The sequence below is a fragment of the Collinsella aerofaciens genome, assembly GCF_015558785.1.
GTDB lineage: Bacteria > Actinomycetota > Coriobacteriia > Coriobacteriales > Coriobacteriaceae > Collinsella > Collinsella aerofaciens_P.
The window spans coordinates 170,854-187,651 of the sequence record NZ_JADMOP010000003.1 but is presented as its reverse complement, the minus strand read 5'-3'; the positions used below and the strand labels follow the sequence as shown (position 1 = coordinate 187,651).

Here is a 16,798-nt window from a genome sequence, read left to right as displayed (position 1 = left end):
CCGGTTCTCAAGGTGCACGCCTGCGCTGGTTCCCGGTTCCACCGGGCCGCGCGGCAAGGAGATATATTGCCAGACCGGAGGGGCGCCGGGGGCGGGAATCGCGCACTCCATATTTTGTTCACAAATGAATAGGTCCCTCAGTCGCATCACTGAGGTTAAAACTGAAGCATTGGCTTCTGATATTGGCGATGACCAGCTGTTTTATGTGTATTGAGACATCGGTCATCTCTGGAGCGCTACTTTACTCCAAAGGCATCAGTTATTTGTTTCCCATCGGTAAAAGGCGGGTTTTGTTCGCCAAGCGTTCTTATATATAGCTAGATACGGGTTCGAACCCGTGCACCGGCAACAAAAAAGACGGCCAACCGAAGTTGACCGTCTCAACAATCTTTGGGTGGGCCGTCAGGGGTTCAGCCTGCTTCGCAGGCGGCCGCTGCGGCGCTTTCGCGCCTTGCGCGCTGCGCTGGCAAACGCTCACGCGTTTACTCAGCTCCGCGCCCCGACGGGTTCGAACCCATGAAAGGGCGACAAAAAAGACGGCCAACCGAAGTTGACCGTCTCAACAATCTTTGGGTGGGCCGTCAGGGGTTCGAACCCTGGACCTTGGGATTAAAAGTCCCCTGCTCTGCCAGCTGAGCTAACGGCCCGCGGGTGGCATTGTACCACGGTCTGGGACTATTCCCAACTCCATTGGCCGTTCTGGAAAATCACAACTTCACGTCCATCAGGCGTAATGCCCACAATATCGATGTCGTCCGTGCCGATCATAAAATCGACGTGCGTGCTCGAGACGTTAACGCCATGCTCCAGAAGCTCCTCCTTGGACATGTCATACCCACCCTCGATGCATTCGGGGAAACCGACACCTAGCGCGAGATGGCAGCTAGCGTTCTCGTCATAGAGCGTATTGTAGAACAGAACACCACTTTCGCGGATCGGCGTGTTCTTGGAAATGAGCGCGACCTCTCCCAGGTGAGCAGCGCCCTCGTCAGTATCGATGATACTTGCGAGCGTTGCCTTGCCCACGCGGGCGTCGTAGTCCACCACGCGGCCGCCCTCGAACTTAATCCAAAAATCTTCGACCTTATTGCCGTGATGGATGAGCGGCATGGCCGAGTACACGATACCGTCGGCGCGCATGCGATCGGGCGAAGTGAAGACTTCCTCGGTGGGAATGTTGGGGAAGAAGGGGTGCCCATCGGGCGTCTTGCCCTTGCCGCCGGCCCACTCGTGACCTTTCGTCATGCCAATCGTCAGATCGGTTCCATTTGCCGCGGTGTAATGCAGGTAGTCGAAACGATTGTCGTTCAGGAAACGCAGGTTCTTTTCGAATGCGGCGTCATGGAGTTCCCAGTCGCTCTCTGGGTCCTGGCCATCGGCGCGCGCGGTGTGCAGAATCGCATTCCACAGCTTATAGATTGCAACCTCATCGGCGTCTCCCGGGAACACCTCGTGCGCCCAAGCCACGACCGGAGCGCCGGCGATGCACCACGGATTGATGTTGTAATCCAGTCCACGGCGGAAAACTTTGCACTGCGTATTCCTCGCCTTTGATGCCGCGGCCGGCTTGGCTGGATCGATGCCCTTGAGGGCCGCAGGATCCGCACCCTCGATAAAGACAAAGCAGGCACCATCCTGGGCCAAGGAATCCAGCTGCATGCGCTTCCACTCGGACGTCTGCTCAAAATAGCTTTTCTCGACATGCTCGTACGTGAGCCTCGTCACGGCATCATCGGCCCAAATGACCGTCACGTGGCCGGCGCCGGCAGCATAGGCCTCCGCGACCACCACGCGCGCAAACGGCGCGCACTCGACCGGAGACTGAACGACGACCTCCTGGCCGGGCTTGACGTTTACGCCCTTGCGGACGACCAGGCGCGCGTAGTTTTTAATCTTGGGCTCCAGGGCCTTCATGCCCTCCAGAGCCTCTTCGACCGTCAGGGCAGCTCGAATCATGTGCCACTCCATCTATCTATAGAACAGTAAAAAGGCGCGCCGCAAAAACAACGCGCCTTATATCTTAGCGATAAGTATGTATGCAAACGCTACTTCTTCTTGGAGTCCTTCTGGTCCTCCTCGGCAGCCGCGCGCTCAATAAGAGCGTTGAGCTTGTTCTCGGACATGCCCTCGGCCTGCGCGCGGTACATGTTGCGCAAGGGACGAATACGAGCGAAGTCATAGATAAAGTCGCCCAAAATGATGACGTAGGACAAAACGATGCCGACCATCTGGACAGGGCTGGACACCATGCCAGCGGGAGCGAAGTACAGCGAGGCCCAAATTGCCACGACGAGCACCATGCCAATGGCGAGCACAATCCACCAGATGCGACGGCGCTTGGTGTAGTCCTCGTCCTGCTTGAGGAGGATATTCGACACCGTATAGATGCGGTCCTCCTTGGCGCGCTGCTTGGCCTTGCGGGCGCGCTTCTCCTCTTTAGAGAGGCCCTCGAGGTTCTCGCCCTTCTCGAGCTCTTTGCGGCGTGCCTTAGACGAAGCCGGCACGACGCGAACGGAGCTCGCTGCTTGGCGGGCGGGCTTAGCAGATGCGGCAGACTTGTGCGCAACCCCGGTAACTTCGTGGGATTGCGTGCGCTTGTTCGTGGCGCTACGGGTACTCACTTATGCGTTCTCCTTCATGCTTGTGAACTGGAAGCCCGTGATGATCTGGAAGGCCTCGCGATAGCGCTCGGACGTGCCATCGATGACCTCGGCGGGCAGGTGCGGGGTCTCCCCCGTCATATCCCAGTTGGCCTTGAGCCAATTGCGGACGAATTGCTTGTCGTAGCTAGGCTGGATCTTGCCCTCCTCGTAGCTGGCAGCAGGCCAGAAACGGCTGGAGTCGGGCGTGAGGCACTCGTCGATCAGCGTGACCTTGCCATCGATGACACCAAACTCGAACTTGGTGTCGGCAATGATGATGCCACGGGTCGCGGCGTACTCGGCAGCGGCCTTGTAGATCTTGAGGGAAAGGTCACGAATCTGCGTGGCGATGTCCTCGCCCACGATCTCGCAGCAACGCTCGAACGAGATGTTCTCGTCGTGGTCACCGATCTCGGCCTTCGTGGACGGCGTGAACAACGGCTCGGGAAGCTTGGAAGCCTCGGTCAGGCCCTCAGGCAGCTGGATGCCGCAGACGGTGCCGTTCTCGTCGTAGGTCTTCTTGCCCGAACCGGTCAGATAGCCGCGGACGATGCACTCGATAGGAATCGTCTGGGCCTTCTTAACCAGCATGGCGCGGCCAGCGAGGTAGTCACGATACTCAGCAAACTCCTCGGGGAAATCCGCCGGGTCGATGGAAACGAGATGGTTGGGGACGATGTCGGCAAACTTATCGAACCAGAATGCCGAGATGCGATTGAGCACCTCTCCCTTAAACGGAATCTCGTCGGGAAGAATGAAGTCGAACGCAGAAATGCGGTCGGTGGCGACCATCAGCAGGTTTTCACCGGCATCGTAAATATCACGAACCTTGCCACGGGAATCCGGACGACGCTCCATCGTTGTCACGTGAGTCACTCCTTACCTAAATACGACAGAAATGCGGGTTCTTTCCCGCATGTTTTCGCAAACTCGGAGCGGCAGGGACACGGCCCCTCCTTCACCGAATAGCGAAAAGCTAGTGCTCCATTGTAGTAGATGCCGCGTCCGCCATGTGCTCGCGGGGCAGATGAATTGTAAAAGTCGTACCCTTTCCAAGCTCCGACTCCACGGATATGTAGCCATGGTGACGCTCGACGATCTGCTTGGTCACGGCGAGGCCGACGCCCAGGCCGCCAGCTTCGCGGGCGCGGCTGGCATCGGCGCGCCAAAACCGCCCGAAAATGCGCGACAGATCGTCCTTGGCAATACCGATGCCGGTATCAGAAACGGCAATGCTGACGTGCCTGCGGTCACTGAGCACCGACACCACGACCCAACCGCCCTCGGGGGTGTAGCGCATGGCGTTGCTCATGAGGTTGATAACACATTGCGTGATCATGTCGGGATCGGCCTCGACGACATCGTCGTGCCCTTGGGTTTCATCTGCAAAGCGAAGACGAAGGTCACGGTCGGCAAACAGACGCTCCTGGCCGTTCACAATCGATCGCACGAACGGAACCATGTCCACCGGTTCTAGATTGAGCGGAGCCGTGCTGTTTTCCATACGCGATAGGTCGAGCATCTGCTGCACCAGACGAGCCAGGCGACGCGTCTCGGAAGCAACGGTCTCCAAATGCTCATCGTCGGTGGGATACACGCCATCCTGCATGGCCTCGACCGTTGCGAGCATGGCCATAAGCGGCGTGCGAAGCTCGTGTGCAACGTCTGAGGTCAGGCGCTTCTCGTGTTTCATATCCTTCTCGAGCGAGGTGGCCATCTCATCGAAGGTCTCACCCAGCTGATCGATCTCGTCATCACCGCGCAGCCCCGTGCGAGCCGACAGGTCGCCGTCACGGATTTGCTTTGCGGTACTGGTGATGCGATGAATCGGTTTGGTGAGCATGCGCGACACGAGCGATCCGATAACGACCGAAATGCAGATTGCAACAACCGCGGCGAGGGCCATGGCGTTAAAGGTCTTCTCCCTAAACGCAGAGTCCGCCTTGGTGAGCAGAGCGTCGGAGCCGATGGCCCACAGCTTTACCTGTCCGACATGCTCGCCGGAAGACGTTACAATCTCGACGTTAGCAACGCTATCGGAGTCGGTTGGAGCAGACGAGACCGGGCTATGCGATGCCCTCTTGCCGCTCGTGTCGTCGGTCGTAGCCTGGTTTTCGCGTACATCGGCGGTGGCGCTTGCCGAGGGCCAGGAATCGTCATAAACGATCACGCCCTTTTTATTGACGACCTGCATACCCAGATCGTCGGAAACCAAACTCGACGTTGCGACCGTGCGCAGTTCTCCCGCGGTCCAAGAGCCGTTTTCCTCATATGAGGTTGCCAACTTCTCGGCAGCGGAGTTTGCGATTTCGACGATATTGGAGCGTGTGTAATCCGAAAAGACCGTGCCCCACACAACAGAGACAACGCCCACCAGCACCAATACCGTCATGAGCGATGTCAGAGCAAAAGCAAGTGCCATGCGCGAGGGATAGCTCATCGTTGGCCGTGAATCGGAACGAGGCGTGTTCCAACTAGCCTTGGAACCCGCCTCGCTCTCCTGCTTGTGCTTTTGTCCGATTTCAAAGCGCGCAGGTGTCATATGTGATTTCCCTATTTCTCGTCCGACTTATCGGTCTTGGCCGGAGCCTCGAAGCGATAGCCGACACCATGGACGGTGTAGAGCCACTTGGGCTTCTTGGGATCATCGCCCAGCTTGGCGCGAAGATTCTTCACGTGGCTATCGATGGTGCGCTCATAGCCCTCAAAGTCATACCCGAGCACTTTCTCGACCAGCTCCATGCGGTTATACACACGGCCGGGATGGCGGGCAAGCGTGGTGAGCAGCTTAAACTCGGAAGCCGTCAGATCGACTTCCTTGCCCTCGACCAAGATCTTGTGGCCCGAGATATCGATGACCAGATCGCCGAAGTCGAGTACCTCGACGGCGGGCTCGTCGGCCTGATGGGCACGGCGGAACAGAGCGCGAACGCGGGCGACGAGCTCGCGCGGCGAGAACGGCTTAATCAGATAGTCGTCGGCGCCGAGCTCAAGACCGATAATACGGTCCTCGATCTCGCCCTTAGCCGTCAGCATGATGATGGGGACATCCGAGGTATCGCGAATGGTGCGGCAAACGCGCTCGCCGGGAATCTTGGGGAGCATAAGGTCGAGCACGACCAGGTCGAACTGATGCTTCTCGAACTCCTCGATCGCGGACTGGCCGTCGCCGACGCCCACAACCCAGTAGCCTTCGCGCTCGAGATAGGCAGCGACGGCGTCACGGATTGCCTTCTCATCCTCGACCAGCAGAATCTTTTTTGCATCTGAAGCCATAACACGGCCCCCCTGTCTCAATTAGCTAAGAACAAGCCCATTTTAACGCACCTGAGCCCGCCGGATGCCGCTATGACGCGGCAGCTCGGCAGGCGGTACTCACAATTACAACGCGTTTATTCCCCTGTTGGCGCCTTTTTAACCCCTCTAAGCTTAAAGAGAGAATAGGCGTGCAGTGACCGTCTCTGGTATACCCTGGCTGTTGCGCACCGTGGCGTACGTAAGGAATGAGTCCGATTTTCCCGCCGTAGCTGGATAATCGCCATACTCCAAAGCGCGGTCGGGCGACAGCAGCGAGCCATAGGTCTTGGCAGAGGTGTCGATCAGGAAATGCGACGCCTGTACCTTAACAAGGTATTTATTCTTCTTGCCAGCCGCACATGCGAGCGGCTCGCGTGACAGAAAGAGGTACGGCCCTCCCTCATTACCGATATACGTGCCCATATTGCCCAGGCTGCCCACGCCGCTATAGGCCGCCTCGATAGAAAACACGAAGGTATCGCCCATATACACGGCCTCGAAAGGCGAAACTGACGAAGGGAGGACCAGCTGGGCACGCTTGGTGTTGTTGCCGTCGGTCAGATCGATTGCCGTAATGCCGTAGTAGACGCCCTCGTCGTTGCGGACACGCGGCGAGATGGTCAAAATGCCGTCGCTCGCGCGCGGGGCCGATGCAAAGCGGCCCGTCGATTTCCAAATTGCCTCGGCCTTGGATTCATCAAGCGAGCGACGATAGCAAAACGAATCACTACTCGTTTTATTGCCGCCTGCCGAAGGCATTTTATACCAGATGACTGATGACCCGAACGCCGTAAACAGGGGCGGATCATAGTCCTTGCCACCTCGATCGAGCTCAACCACATCGCCAGAGAGCGAAGCGCCCGACAGATTTTGAGCGTAGAGCTTCCACGATGAATTGGCAAAGTTCATCTCAACCCACGCAAACACGCCATCGCCGGCACGGACATCGTAAAATGCATATCCCGTGCCCTCGATAGGATCCTCGATTAATGTGGTAAGCGAGCCATCGCCCAGGTTGAGCACACCGAGTGTGTTGGCGTGCAGTGCCGATGCGGGCGCCATCATCGCCGCGGCGTAATCGCCGTCGCAGTAGTACAGCAGCGTACCCAGAGGCAGCGTCCACGACGCCGCCGGCTCAAGATCGATGTCGACTGCCTCGTACTCATCCGTAATCGAGATGATTTTGGAATCGTCCTTGATAACCTGCGGCTCGCCGGCGGCATCATCACTGGTACCCGTTTTTTTCGAGCATCCGGCAAGCACCGTGGCAGCGCCCGCGGCAGCCCCACCGAGTACAAAGCCGCGACGCGATATTCCGTTCTTGATGTGATCGGCGATACCCATTAGGCGATCTCGGCGCGAGCGGCCTCGATGGCGCGCGTAAGCTGGTCGGCGCAGGAGGTCTTTTTCATACCGCAGGTATTACCGGCGAGAACCTCGATTACGCGATCGGCAGGAGCGCCCTCGACCAGCTTGGAGATTGCCTTGAGATTGCCGTCGCAGCCACCGGTAAACTCAACGCCTATCACCTTGTTGCCGTCATCGGAAAGGTCAAGGTGAATATTGCGAGCACACACGCCCTGAGGCTTGTAATCAAACGAAATCATGCGATCCCCTCTCAGAATGTTATTCGAGACGACTATTATCCCCGTCTTTCCCTAAATGCAACGAGGCGCTTTGCCGGCAACACACATTACCAGCAAAGCGCCCTAAAAAGCTAACGTTATGCCCGAACCTACTCGAAGCTCAGCTGCTCCAGACGATCAAAAACCGTGTCGATACGGGTGAGGAAGTCCCATGGATCAAAGATCTCGTCAAGCTTCTCCTGGCTGACGGTGCAGCGCGGGTCGGCCTCGAGACGCTCCTTAAAGGTGGGGCCGGAGACACAATCCTGTACCTCGTGCCAGGTTGCCATGGCGTTCTCCTGCACAATGGCGTACGCGTCCTCGCGGGTGATGCCCGTATCGACGAGGGCGAGCAGCACCTTGGAGGAGAAGATGAGGCCGCGGGTCTTATTGAGGTTGGCCATCATGCGGGCAGGGTACAGCTGCAGGCCGTCGATAACGCGGATGAGGCACTGGAACATGTGGTCGAGTGCGATGAAGCTATCGGCCTGGGCGACACGCTCGGCAGAGGAGTGCGAAATGTCACGCTCGTGCCACAGGGCGACGTTATCGAAGGCGACCTGGGCGTTGGACTTCACGACGCGCGACAGACCGCAGACCTTCTCCATGGTGATGGGATTGCGCTTGTGCGGCATGGCGGAGCTGCCCTTTTGGCCCTTACGGAACGGCTCCTCGGCCTCGAGCGTATCAGTCTTCTGCAGATTGCGGACCTCGGTCGCGATGCGCTCGCAGGTGGCTGCGGTGGTGGCGAGAACGCCGGCGAGATAGGCGTGATGGTCGCGGCTGATAACCTGCGTGGACAGCGGGTCGTGAACCAGGCCCAGGTGCTCGCAGACGTACTCCTCGACAAACGGCTCGATGGAGCTGTACGTGCCGACAGCGCCCGAGATGGCACCAAAGGCAACGTTCTTGCGGGCATCCTCAAGACGGTCCAGATCGCGCTTGAGCTCCCAGGCCCAAGAGCCAAACTTCATGCCAAAGGTCATCGGCTCGGCATGGATGCCATGAGTACGGCCGGCGCAGAGCGTGTTGCGCTCCTCGAAGGCACGACGCTTGCAGATCTCGCCGAGCTTCTTGACATCCTCGATGATCAGGTCGCAGGCCTGGGTGAGCTGGTAGCACAGGGCCGTGTCGCCCAGATCGGAGCTGGTCATGCCATAGTGAACCCAGCGGCTGGGCTTGGGGTCGCCCTCGGGAACATCGGCATCGATGTATTCCTTCATGTTGGTCAGAAAGGCAATGACGTCGTGGCGCGTGACTTCCTCGATCTCATCGACCTTCGCCTTCTCAAAGTTGGCATGGTCGCGGATCCACTGGGCCTCGTCTTTGGAAATACCGATCTTGCCGAGCTCCGCCTGGGCCTCGCAGGCCAGAACCTCGATCTCCTGCCAAATGGCGTACTTGTTCTCGAGGGAGAAGATGTGTCCCATCTCCGGGCGGGTATAGCGATCGATCATAGCGGCTCCTTTTTGGTTATTGGCACGTTGGTCGTAACCCAACCATTGTACCGTGCGCAGGTGCGAGTATGGGCAGCAGGCATTAACCTAACATTTTGGAATTGGAGCGAGCATGGGGACGTCCGCGCATTTGCTTCGCAAATACGCACCGGCTGCGGTCGATCTCCTCGGATTCACGGAGACGATGGGGAAGACTTTGTTGAATTGGCCGTCCCGAGGTCTTCTGTGCTCCATGGAGCGGGCAACGGGACGTCCGCGTATTTGCTTCGCAAATCCGCACCGGCTTCAGACGCCTGTCGGCGCCTTCGCCTGCTCGCTACAAACGCTTCGCGTTTGCTTAACGCTCGCACCTTGGCGGGTTCGAGCCCCGGCGCTTGGTAGTAAAAAGCACGGCAACGTAACGCTGCCGTGCTTGTGCTTTTTGCTGGAGCGGGCAACGGGACTCGAACCCGCGAGTGTCGGCTTGGGAAGCTGATGCCTTACCACTTGGCGATGCCCGCATATGTGGGGGATAGTATAACGCCGTTGTCTTGTTCGATACAAGGGTGTCGATGCTTGTTTTAGCTGTGGAGAATCGTTTGAAAACCGCGCCAATTGTGGAGATGAGGACCTTTGTCTTTCTTTTCTTACCATCTTCTACCTGCACTTTTATCTGATTGTTGTATTTGAGCTCGATTTGTCAGAAATCGGGCAAGCTTTTGGTCAGGCTCCGGTACTTACCCGCATGAACCTCGGGGGTAGCCTCATCCTACGCGTCGCAACCTCCCCATGCGGCGCACGAGGGATAAGGAGCAGCCATGTCCAACGCACCCACGCACTCTGTCCACAGCGCAATCGCAACAGGTCCGCTGCTCCTGCTCCTCTTCCTGCTTTTCGGCTGCCTGACACCGGGAGCCGCATTTGCCGTCGATGGCTACGACCAGCTCGGCTTCCGCACTATTAGCGATGATTGTGGGCCCTTCCTCATCGGCAAGTATGAAGCTCAAGACGCCTCGATTGCCTACTGCATGAACCAGGAGCGCCCCGGCCCCACCAAGCCGGGCGGCCCATGGCTCAACTTTGATCAAGGCTGGGTGTGGCTCGACGACGAGTTCGCGGCAATCGTTTGTCACGGATATCCCACCGCCACGTCGTTTGGCGGTTACCATCTTTCACCCGATCGTGCCCGCGCCGCAACCCAGCTTGCCGTATGGATGCTCAACGGCACTACCCATGTCGACGGTACCTACTCTTACACGACCGCTCAGGGCAAAACCAAGAGTGGGCACTTTATCACTGACAATGAAGTCGTGGCGGCGGCGCGGTGGCTCCACGACAGCGCAAAATCAGGAAGCATCAAAGCCGCTCCGCACCGCGCGCGGCGCTATCTAGGAGCCGTATCGGGCGGCAGCAAACGTCAGGACATGCTCTATGTACTGCCGGCGGTCTCTGTTTCCTTCCAAAAGCAGTCTGCAAACGCTGCCATTACCAGCGGAAACAATACTTATCAGTTTGACGGGGCAACATTCGATGTTTTTGAGAGCACCAGCGGCGCGCGTGTCGGCACCGTCCAGATGGACAGCAACGGTCGAGCGCAGGCAACACTTCTGCCCAACACGGCATACTACCTAGTTGAAACGAAGGCGCCGGCCGGCTATGTCCCCCGTCGCGATCGCATCGCCTTTACCACGGGGAATGACGGTGGAAAGGTCGCCATTGATGAACAGCCCGGCACCATCAATCTGCGTATCGTAAAACTCGATGCCGCGACGAATGCCGGCCCCCAGGCGGGATCTTCACTCGCAGGAGCAGAGTTCACGTGTGTGTCGCAATCAACCCCTGGATGGGCACAAATCCTCACGACCGACGAAAGCGGTCGGGCCGCCCTCGTCGATGTCCCCTTAGGAACCTTTACCATCTACGAATCAAAAGCCCCCGAGGGCTACCTGCCATCCAACGACAGCTGGACCTATACCGTTGGAGCCGACCAGCTCGGCGATTCAGGCGTGGTCGAGATCGAATCTCGCATTTCCGATATCCCCATTGCGTTTGACCTTGAGATTTCCAAATTCAAGGATTACGGCAATAGCGACCAATCCGGCCTGGAGCAGCCGGCGGGTGGTGTTGTCTTTGAAGTTGTCAGCAACAGCTCTCAGCAGGTTGTTGGCACATTGACCACAAACATCTATGGCTTTGCCTCCACCAAAGATCAGCCCGAAGCATGGTTCGGCACAGGCAAGCGACCCGCCGGTGTCCACGGAGCCGTCCCATACGACCGTGCCGGCTACACGATTCGCGAGGTTCCGGAAACCGTCCCCGAGGGTTTTAAACGTGCAGGGGAATGGACCGTCGGGGCCAATCAGATTTCCAACGGCGCCGAGCTTCAATATATCGTGGATAACCACGCTCTGTCGACGCATCTCCAGATTGTAAAACGCGATGCCCAAACAGGCGCTTCTGTTCCACTAGCCGGATTCACCTTCCAACTCCTCGACAGCAATCACGAACCTGTCTCACAAACTTGCTGGTATCCAGCACATAACGTAATGGACACCTTTACGACTGACGCGACCGGGACCGTCACACTGCCAGAATCGCTCGTGCCGGGCACCTATTATGTACGCGAAGCCTCGGCCAAAGAGCCCTATCTTGTCGGCGAAGAGATCGAGGTAAACATACCCGCCGACATGAACCTAACGCCCGTTGTAATCGCCTCGTATTATGACCACGCCGCGACCGGAAACATCAGGATCGTTAAAACCGATGCCGTAGACGGCAGCAGCCTCGCGGGCGCCGTCTTTGAGATCCGTGCCTCGGGTGATATCATGCGCCCCGACGGTAGCATTGCCGCGCTCGACGGTGAGACTGTCGCTGCCGTCACGACGGATGAAACTGGAGAAGCACGCGCGGACGACCTCCCGCTGGGATCTGGCACCGCACGCTACGAGGTTGTCGAGACTCAAGCGCCGGCAGGCTTCTTACTCGATCGGACATCCCATATTGTCGACCTTACTTATGCCGACCAGAAAACACCCGTTGTAGAAGCACGGCTTAACGTATCCGACGATTACACCAAGGTAGATATCTCCAAGGTCGATGCAAGCGGCGAGCAGGAAGTGGAAGGCGCACAGCTCACCTTATATGGTCCCGATAAAACCGAAATAGACTCCTGGACCTCATCCGACAAGCCACACCGCGTCGAACATCTTGCACCCGGCACCTACTCGTTGCGCGAAATGATGTCTCCGCGGACCTATGACCTTGCCGAGGAGATAACGTTTGAAATAAAAGATACGGGAGAAGTCCAATCCGTCGCGATGAAGGATGCGCCCATCGAGATCAAGGGGCAGGTCGACAAGCGTCAGGAACTTGTCCAACCTATCGAAAAGGGCCTGTTGGCTAACGGCGATGGTAAAAACCGCGCCACGACGCAAACCAATAGTGATGGGCTTTTCTCCTATACCATCGATGCTCGAAACGATTCCGCTACTTGGGTTGATGAGTTTACGATTATCGATGATCTTGAGTGCGCCAAAGACGGCACGGCGAGATTCATCTCAATCGAAACCCCCGTCGCCATCGGCGACCTCAACGGTCTGTGCAACGTGTGGTATCGCACGACGCCGTTGGACTCGACAGACGTCGATGAACCGGCGAACGCGACACTTGACGATGGACACGAAAATCCTTGGCTTGAGTCCGACGAAGTAAAAGAGAGCCTTGGTGAGGACTGTCGCCTCGTCGATTACGACGGCTGGCGCCTCTGGAAGGCGGATGTCTCGACCACGGAATCCACCACACTCGAGGCGGAAGAGCTCGACCTTACACCCAATACCGTCGTAACGGGCATTCGAATTGAATACGGTGCGGTAGCCGCCGACTTTACGACTCGAAGCGATGCGGATTCTTGGACCCGCGATGATCTCAAAGATGAGCACGACGACCTTGACGATGCCAAAGCAATCCTTGGCACAGACGCTCGGGGCGCAATCGTGCACATGCAGGCGACGTCGGCTTATACGCCCCAAACCGCACTCACCAACAGCGCACGCGTCGATCTTTGCCGCAACGGCGGCGGCGATAAACTTGAGTCACATGACGAGGACCGTGTCATTCAACGCTGTACCCTACTGCAGGACCTACCGGCAACAGGATCAGTTCCCATCGCCGCTTGCATCACCGCGCTCCTGACCTCGGGTGCCGCAGCCCTATGGTTCGCTCGCCTTAGGTCGACCCCAAAGAAGCGCTAGCGCGATGAAAAAGCGGGCGAGCCAGTCCCCTGGCTCGCCCGCTTTCAATCATGTAAATCGCCGTATCTACTCTGCAGACGAAGATCCACCATCAACGATTGCCTGCTCGGACTCAGGAATCCCATCGGCACCCGTACTCTGTTCTTGCTCCACCTCTTCGCTGATTGCGGAGGCGGGGGTCGAGCCCTTTGCACCCACGATGTAGGCAGCCCCAAATCCTAACGCAATGGCAATCAAGGTCAAAATCACGTAGACAGGCCAATGGCGCTTAATATACGAAAACACGTTGACTCCTTAGAGCTCCGTCTACGAACGGCGGATAACCTCGGTCACGACCTCGGATACCGTGGCAATGTTCGTCGGGTTGACATTGTGGGGCAGGTCGTCCTCGGTACGAGCGCAAGCCAGACGCGTGCCGTCCACGCCGGCGATGGTGAGGGCTCGGCGGCTCGCCTCGAGCGCGGCATAGGCATCGGTCTTGGCATAGGGCATCTCGAGCGCGCCACAATCGACATGGAACGACTTGCACACCTTGCTGACCAGGTTCATGATGCGGCGATCGCCCTTGAGCAGCTGCTGTTCGCCCTCGACCGTCACCACCGAAAGCCTACCGGCGCCGACGGATTCAAGATTGATGAAGAATACGCCGCGGAGTTTATCGCGATGCGAAGCCAAGAAGGCCTTCATGCCGGCGCCATCACAATCCGAGGCGCCCGTTGCCACAAACCAGATATCGTGACCGAGCAGCTCATCATCGCCCATAGAGGCGACAGCCGAGAGCATATCTTCGGAAGAAGCGCCATCGGAAGACGTAGCGCCGCCCTTCCAGCCATCGTTATCGTCCTCGAAGTTATCCCACGAACCGATACCGCGACCGGACTTCTTGGCATCGTAATCGTCTTCGACGCCCAGCCAATCACTCATGCTGTCCTGCTCGTTTTTCCTTTTACGACCGAACAGGCCACCCAGGCCGCGTTTGCGAGACTTGGGTGCCGCCGAGGCGGGAGCCGAAATGGTCTCGATCGGCTGCGCGCCCGACGCAACGGGCATAGAAGGCGCAACGGGTGCCGATGTGGGTTCGGGACCCTGGGCAGTAGCAAAGGGGTCGTTGACCTGGGCAGAGGGATCGGGAAGGTCGAACAGCGACGTGCGAGACGCAACGTTTGCCTGCTTCATAGACGGCAGCGACGGATCGGGGACCGAAGCCAGCGGAGACGAGGAAGGTGCAGGCGACGGTGCCGACGCCGGATCGGGAACATTCATCTGCGGACGCGGCGATGCCTGGGAGGAAATCTGGGCCATAAGGGAATCGACCGTTTCGTCCTGGGTGGGAGCGACATTGGCAACCGTGGCACCGGAACCACTCGGGGTCGGCATGGTGAAAATCTGCGTGGAGTAAGGCCTCGACTCATCCGTCTCGGGAGTCTCGGAAACCGCAGGCACTTCCTCCTGCTCGACCTCGGTCGAATCACCTTGATCGGCTGCCGCGTATTGCTCTTCGTCAGAGTTGGCCTCGACGGACTCGTCCTCGGCGGCATCTTGGATTTCGGCAGCATCAATGGGCTCGTCATCGTCTGCCGCGTCGCCCTGCTCATCGGAAACAGGAAGGGGCTCGGCAATTGCGGTGCCTTGCTTTTCAAACGTTATCGTGGAATCGAACTGCGCGGCATCAAACGACATGGTGCTATCGACGTGCTGCTGAGCCTCGAAAGACGTTGTTGCCTCAACAACATCCGCTGACGTCGGTTGCTGGGACTCAAAGGACGTCGTAGCTTCGGCAGCGTCGACGGGCCCGGACTGCATAGCCTCGTTCTGCTCGAACTCTTGCGCCGCGCGCTCACGTGCCGCCTCGGCTGCCTGCTGCTGAGCGATAGCCTCCTGCTCGGCAGCCTCGCGTGCGGCAGCGCGCTTCTCCTCGAAATCGTCGACAAATTTCCTGCCCTTTGCAAGCGCACCCTTAAAGAAGCTGGAAGCGCTGGCGCCAATCGAAGAGAACGCGGATGCAATATCGGCATGGGGCGTTGCCGCGGGAATCTCGGCAGAGAAATCAGTATCGCTCTCGTAAGACACGCGCCTCGGCTGTTCAACGTAATCGTCGTCAGACTCGTCCGCAACGTCTTGCGCCGGCGCGGCGGGAGCCAAAATGTCCAGTCCTGCCGCGGGATCGATCGCGGACACCGCCTCGGGCTCGGCAACGGCAGCGGTAACCGCGGCAGACTCATCATCCGCAGTGACAACGGGCGCAGGCTCGGGCTCAAACGTCGGCTCCTCGCCCTCCTCGTAATCGAGCGTGCAGGACTCGGGAAGCATTCCGAGTGCACGGATGGCATCCGAACCAAAGCGAATGTTGCCGGCGGCGTTGCGATAGAGCTTGGGCTCGGGCTCGGCCGCGGCAGGCTCCTCCGCCGGCTCAGCAGCGGGAACCTCGTCATTGAACTCTTCGGCCTGGACAGCCTGATTCTGATCCTCGGGCACGATGGCGCCAATCAGCGTCTCGTCGGCAGACGCACCCTCAAAGCCCTCAATCTGCTCGTCAAAAGCCTCGCCCTGTTCGGGCTCGGTTTGAGCGTCGGGAGCAATCGGCTGACCGAACTCGTCCTCGGCGTAGGTAGGCTCTTCGTACTCGATGGTGTTGCCGTAGTCGTTTTGCTGCTGGGCCGCGGCATACTCCGCCGCCGCGCGCGCCATTTCCTCGGCACGACGTTTCTGCTCCCCAAAATAGGTATCGAACGGAACATCGTCGGGAAACTCGTTCTCGCCCTGGAAGGGAGCAACGTTGTCCATAACGCCGAGCATAGCGGCGACAGAAGACTTGTTGCACACCGCGCCGGACGTATAGGGAAGAACGTGGCGGTTAGAGATGATGTTTGCCGCGTTGGCAAGTGCAACGAGGGAAGCGAGGATCGCGACAATCCACAGCAGAACCTTGAGCGCGCCGGGGAGCGGCAGGATACGCAGGATGGCAACGGCAGCAGGGGCAATCGTGGCAACGGGCAACAGCTTGGCGATGAGCGCACGATACGAAGCATAGGGCTCGCGGGCGAGCAGCTCAGCACGGGGAGAGTCGTAGTGTGCGACAACGACCACCGGGCGGTTGCGCGGAGACGCGAGCGGGCCCGAGGCCTTGTGGTAGGCGATGACATTTTGGCTCACGCCCGTCTTGCCCAGGCGCGAAACCACGGGGTGGCCCGTGCGCTCGAGCACGTAAAGAACGGCGCCGACAATGGCCAGCAAGGTGCCGACCAAGCCGATACCGCCGCCGATGCCCATCAGCAGGGCGCCGGCAAACGCAAGAATACCGGTAACGGCAAATGCCAATCTACTGGGCGCCGGGGCATTGAACTCCTGAACCTCGGGGTCAAAGCCGTGGTTGCGGAAGATCTGAGCGATATCCTCGGCAGCCAAGCGCTCTTCTTCGCTGCATGCCGGCGTAATGCCGGTGTTCTGCAGCAGGTGGTTAATATAGTTCTGGGTGTTCGCCATGTGCGCTCCACATCCATAATCCGACAAATAGGCCCAATGCATGCACATTAGAACCGTATATAGTC

General features: G+C 58.5%; 12 protein-coding genes and 2 tRNA genes. 2 read left to right on the top strand and 12 right to left on the bottom strand.

What is annotated here, in order from left to right:
• On the top strand, nucleotides 1–214 hold a 214-nt coding region (locus tag I2G40_RS09580), incomplete at its 5' end, for a hypothetical protein (protein WP_229090619.1).
• Between the two features lie 360 nt (nucleotides 215–574).
• Here the strand turns inward: I2G40_RS09580 and I2G40_RS02770 are convergent.
• From I2G40_RS02770 to I2G40_RS02725, 10 genes are all read right to left on the bottom strand, one after another.
• Nucleotides 575–647: transfer RNA gene (locus tag I2G40_RS02770), tRNA-Lys, on the bottom strand.
• A 28-nt stretch (nucleotides 648–675) separates the two neighbouring features.
• Entirely contained in the window at nucleotides 676–1,956 is a 1,281-nt protein-coding gene (locus tag I2G40_RS02765) for an aminopeptidase (RefSeq protein WP_138374267.1), read from the bottom strand.
• A gap of 89 nt (nucleotides 1,957–2,045) precedes the next feature.
• Nucleotides 2,046–2,621 carry an ABC-2 transporter permease gene (locus I2G40_RS02760; protein WP_195544101.1) on the bottom strand — a complete coding sequence of 192 codons (576 nt, stop codon included), beginning with the start codon at nucleotides 2,619–2,621 and terminating at the stop codon, nucleotides 2,046–2,048.
• Nucleotides 2,622–3,500 carry a phosphoribosylaminoimidazolesuccinocarboxamide synthase gene (locus tag I2G40_RS02755; RefSeq protein WP_055310313.1) on the bottom strand — a complete coding sequence of 293 codons (879 nt, stop codon included), beginning with the start codon at nucleotides 3,498–3,500 and terminating at the stop codon, nucleotides 2,622–2,624.
• A 118-nt stretch (nucleotides 3,501–3,618) separates the two neighbouring features.
• Nucleotides 3,619–5,184 (bottom strand): sensor histidine kinase, encoded by a 1,566-nt coding sequence (locus I2G40_RS02750; RefSeq protein WP_055310312.1) that lies wholly within the window; start codon nucleotides 5,182–5,184, stop codon nucleotides 3,619–3,621.
• 11 nt (nucleotides 5,185–5,195) lie between these two features.
• Entirely contained in the window at nucleotides 5,196–5,918 is a 723-nt protein-coding gene (locus tag I2G40_RS02745) for a response regulator transcription factor (protein WP_006236208.1), read from the bottom strand.
• Nucleotides 5,919–6,071: 153 nt separating this feature from the next.
• Nucleotides 6,072–7,283 carry a twin-arginine translocation signal domain-containing protein gene (locus I2G40_RS02740; RefSeq protein WP_195544100.1) on the bottom strand — a complete coding sequence of 404 codons (1,212 nt, stop codon included), beginning with the start codon at nucleotides 7,281–7,283 and terminating at the stop codon, nucleotides 6,072–6,074.
• A complete protein-coding gene (locus I2G40_RS02735; protein WP_022093796.1) occupies nucleotides 7,283–7,546 on the bottom strand; it encodes a TIGR03905 family TSCPD domain-containing protein in 264 nt (87 codons plus the stop codon). Before I2G40_RS02735 ends, I2G40_RS02740 begins: the two co-directional genes overlap by 1 nt.
• A gap of 128 nt (nucleotides 7,547–7,674) precedes the next feature.
• Nucleotides 7,675–9,021, bottom strand: a complete 1,347-nt coding sequence (gene purB, locus I2G40_RS02730; RefSeq protein WP_055251306.1) for an adenylosuccinate lyase — start codon at nucleotides 9,019–9,021, stop codon at nucleotides 7,675–7,677.
• A 425-nt stretch (nucleotides 9,022–9,446) separates the two neighbouring features.
• Nucleotides 9,447–9,521: transfer RNA gene (locus I2G40_RS02725), tRNA-Gly, on the bottom strand.
• 297 nt (nucleotides 9,522–9,818) lie between these two features.
• Here I2G40_RS02725 and I2G40_RS02720 point away from each other — a divergent pair.
• Nucleotides 9,819–13,250 (top strand): SpaA isopeptide-forming pilin-related protein, encoded by a 3,432-nt coding sequence (locus I2G40_RS02720; RefSeq protein ID WP_195544099.1) that lies wholly within the window; start codon nucleotides 9,819–9,821, stop codon nucleotides 13,248–13,250.
• A gap of 66 nt (nucleotides 13,251–13,316) precedes the next feature.
• On the opposite strand, the gene I2G40_RS02715 is transcribed toward I2G40_RS02720, so the two are convergent.
• Together I2G40_RS02715 and I2G40_RS02710 are read right to left on the bottom strand one after the other, a co-directional pair.
• Complete coding sequence (locus I2G40_RS02715) at nucleotides 13,317–13,535, bottom strand: hypothetical protein (protein WP_022094153.1); 219 nt, start codon at nucleotides 13,533–13,535, stop codon at nucleotides 13,317–13,319.
• Nucleotides 13,536–13,556: 21 nt separating this feature from the next.
• Nucleotides 13,557–16,733: a prolipoprotein diacylglyceryl transferase gene (locus I2G40_RS02710; RefSeq protein ID WP_195544098.1), complete on the bottom strand. Its 3,177-nt coding sequence runs from the start codon at nucleotides 16,731–16,733 to the stop codon at nucleotides 13,557–13,559.
• Nucleotides 16,734–16,798: the final 65 nt, after the last annotated feature.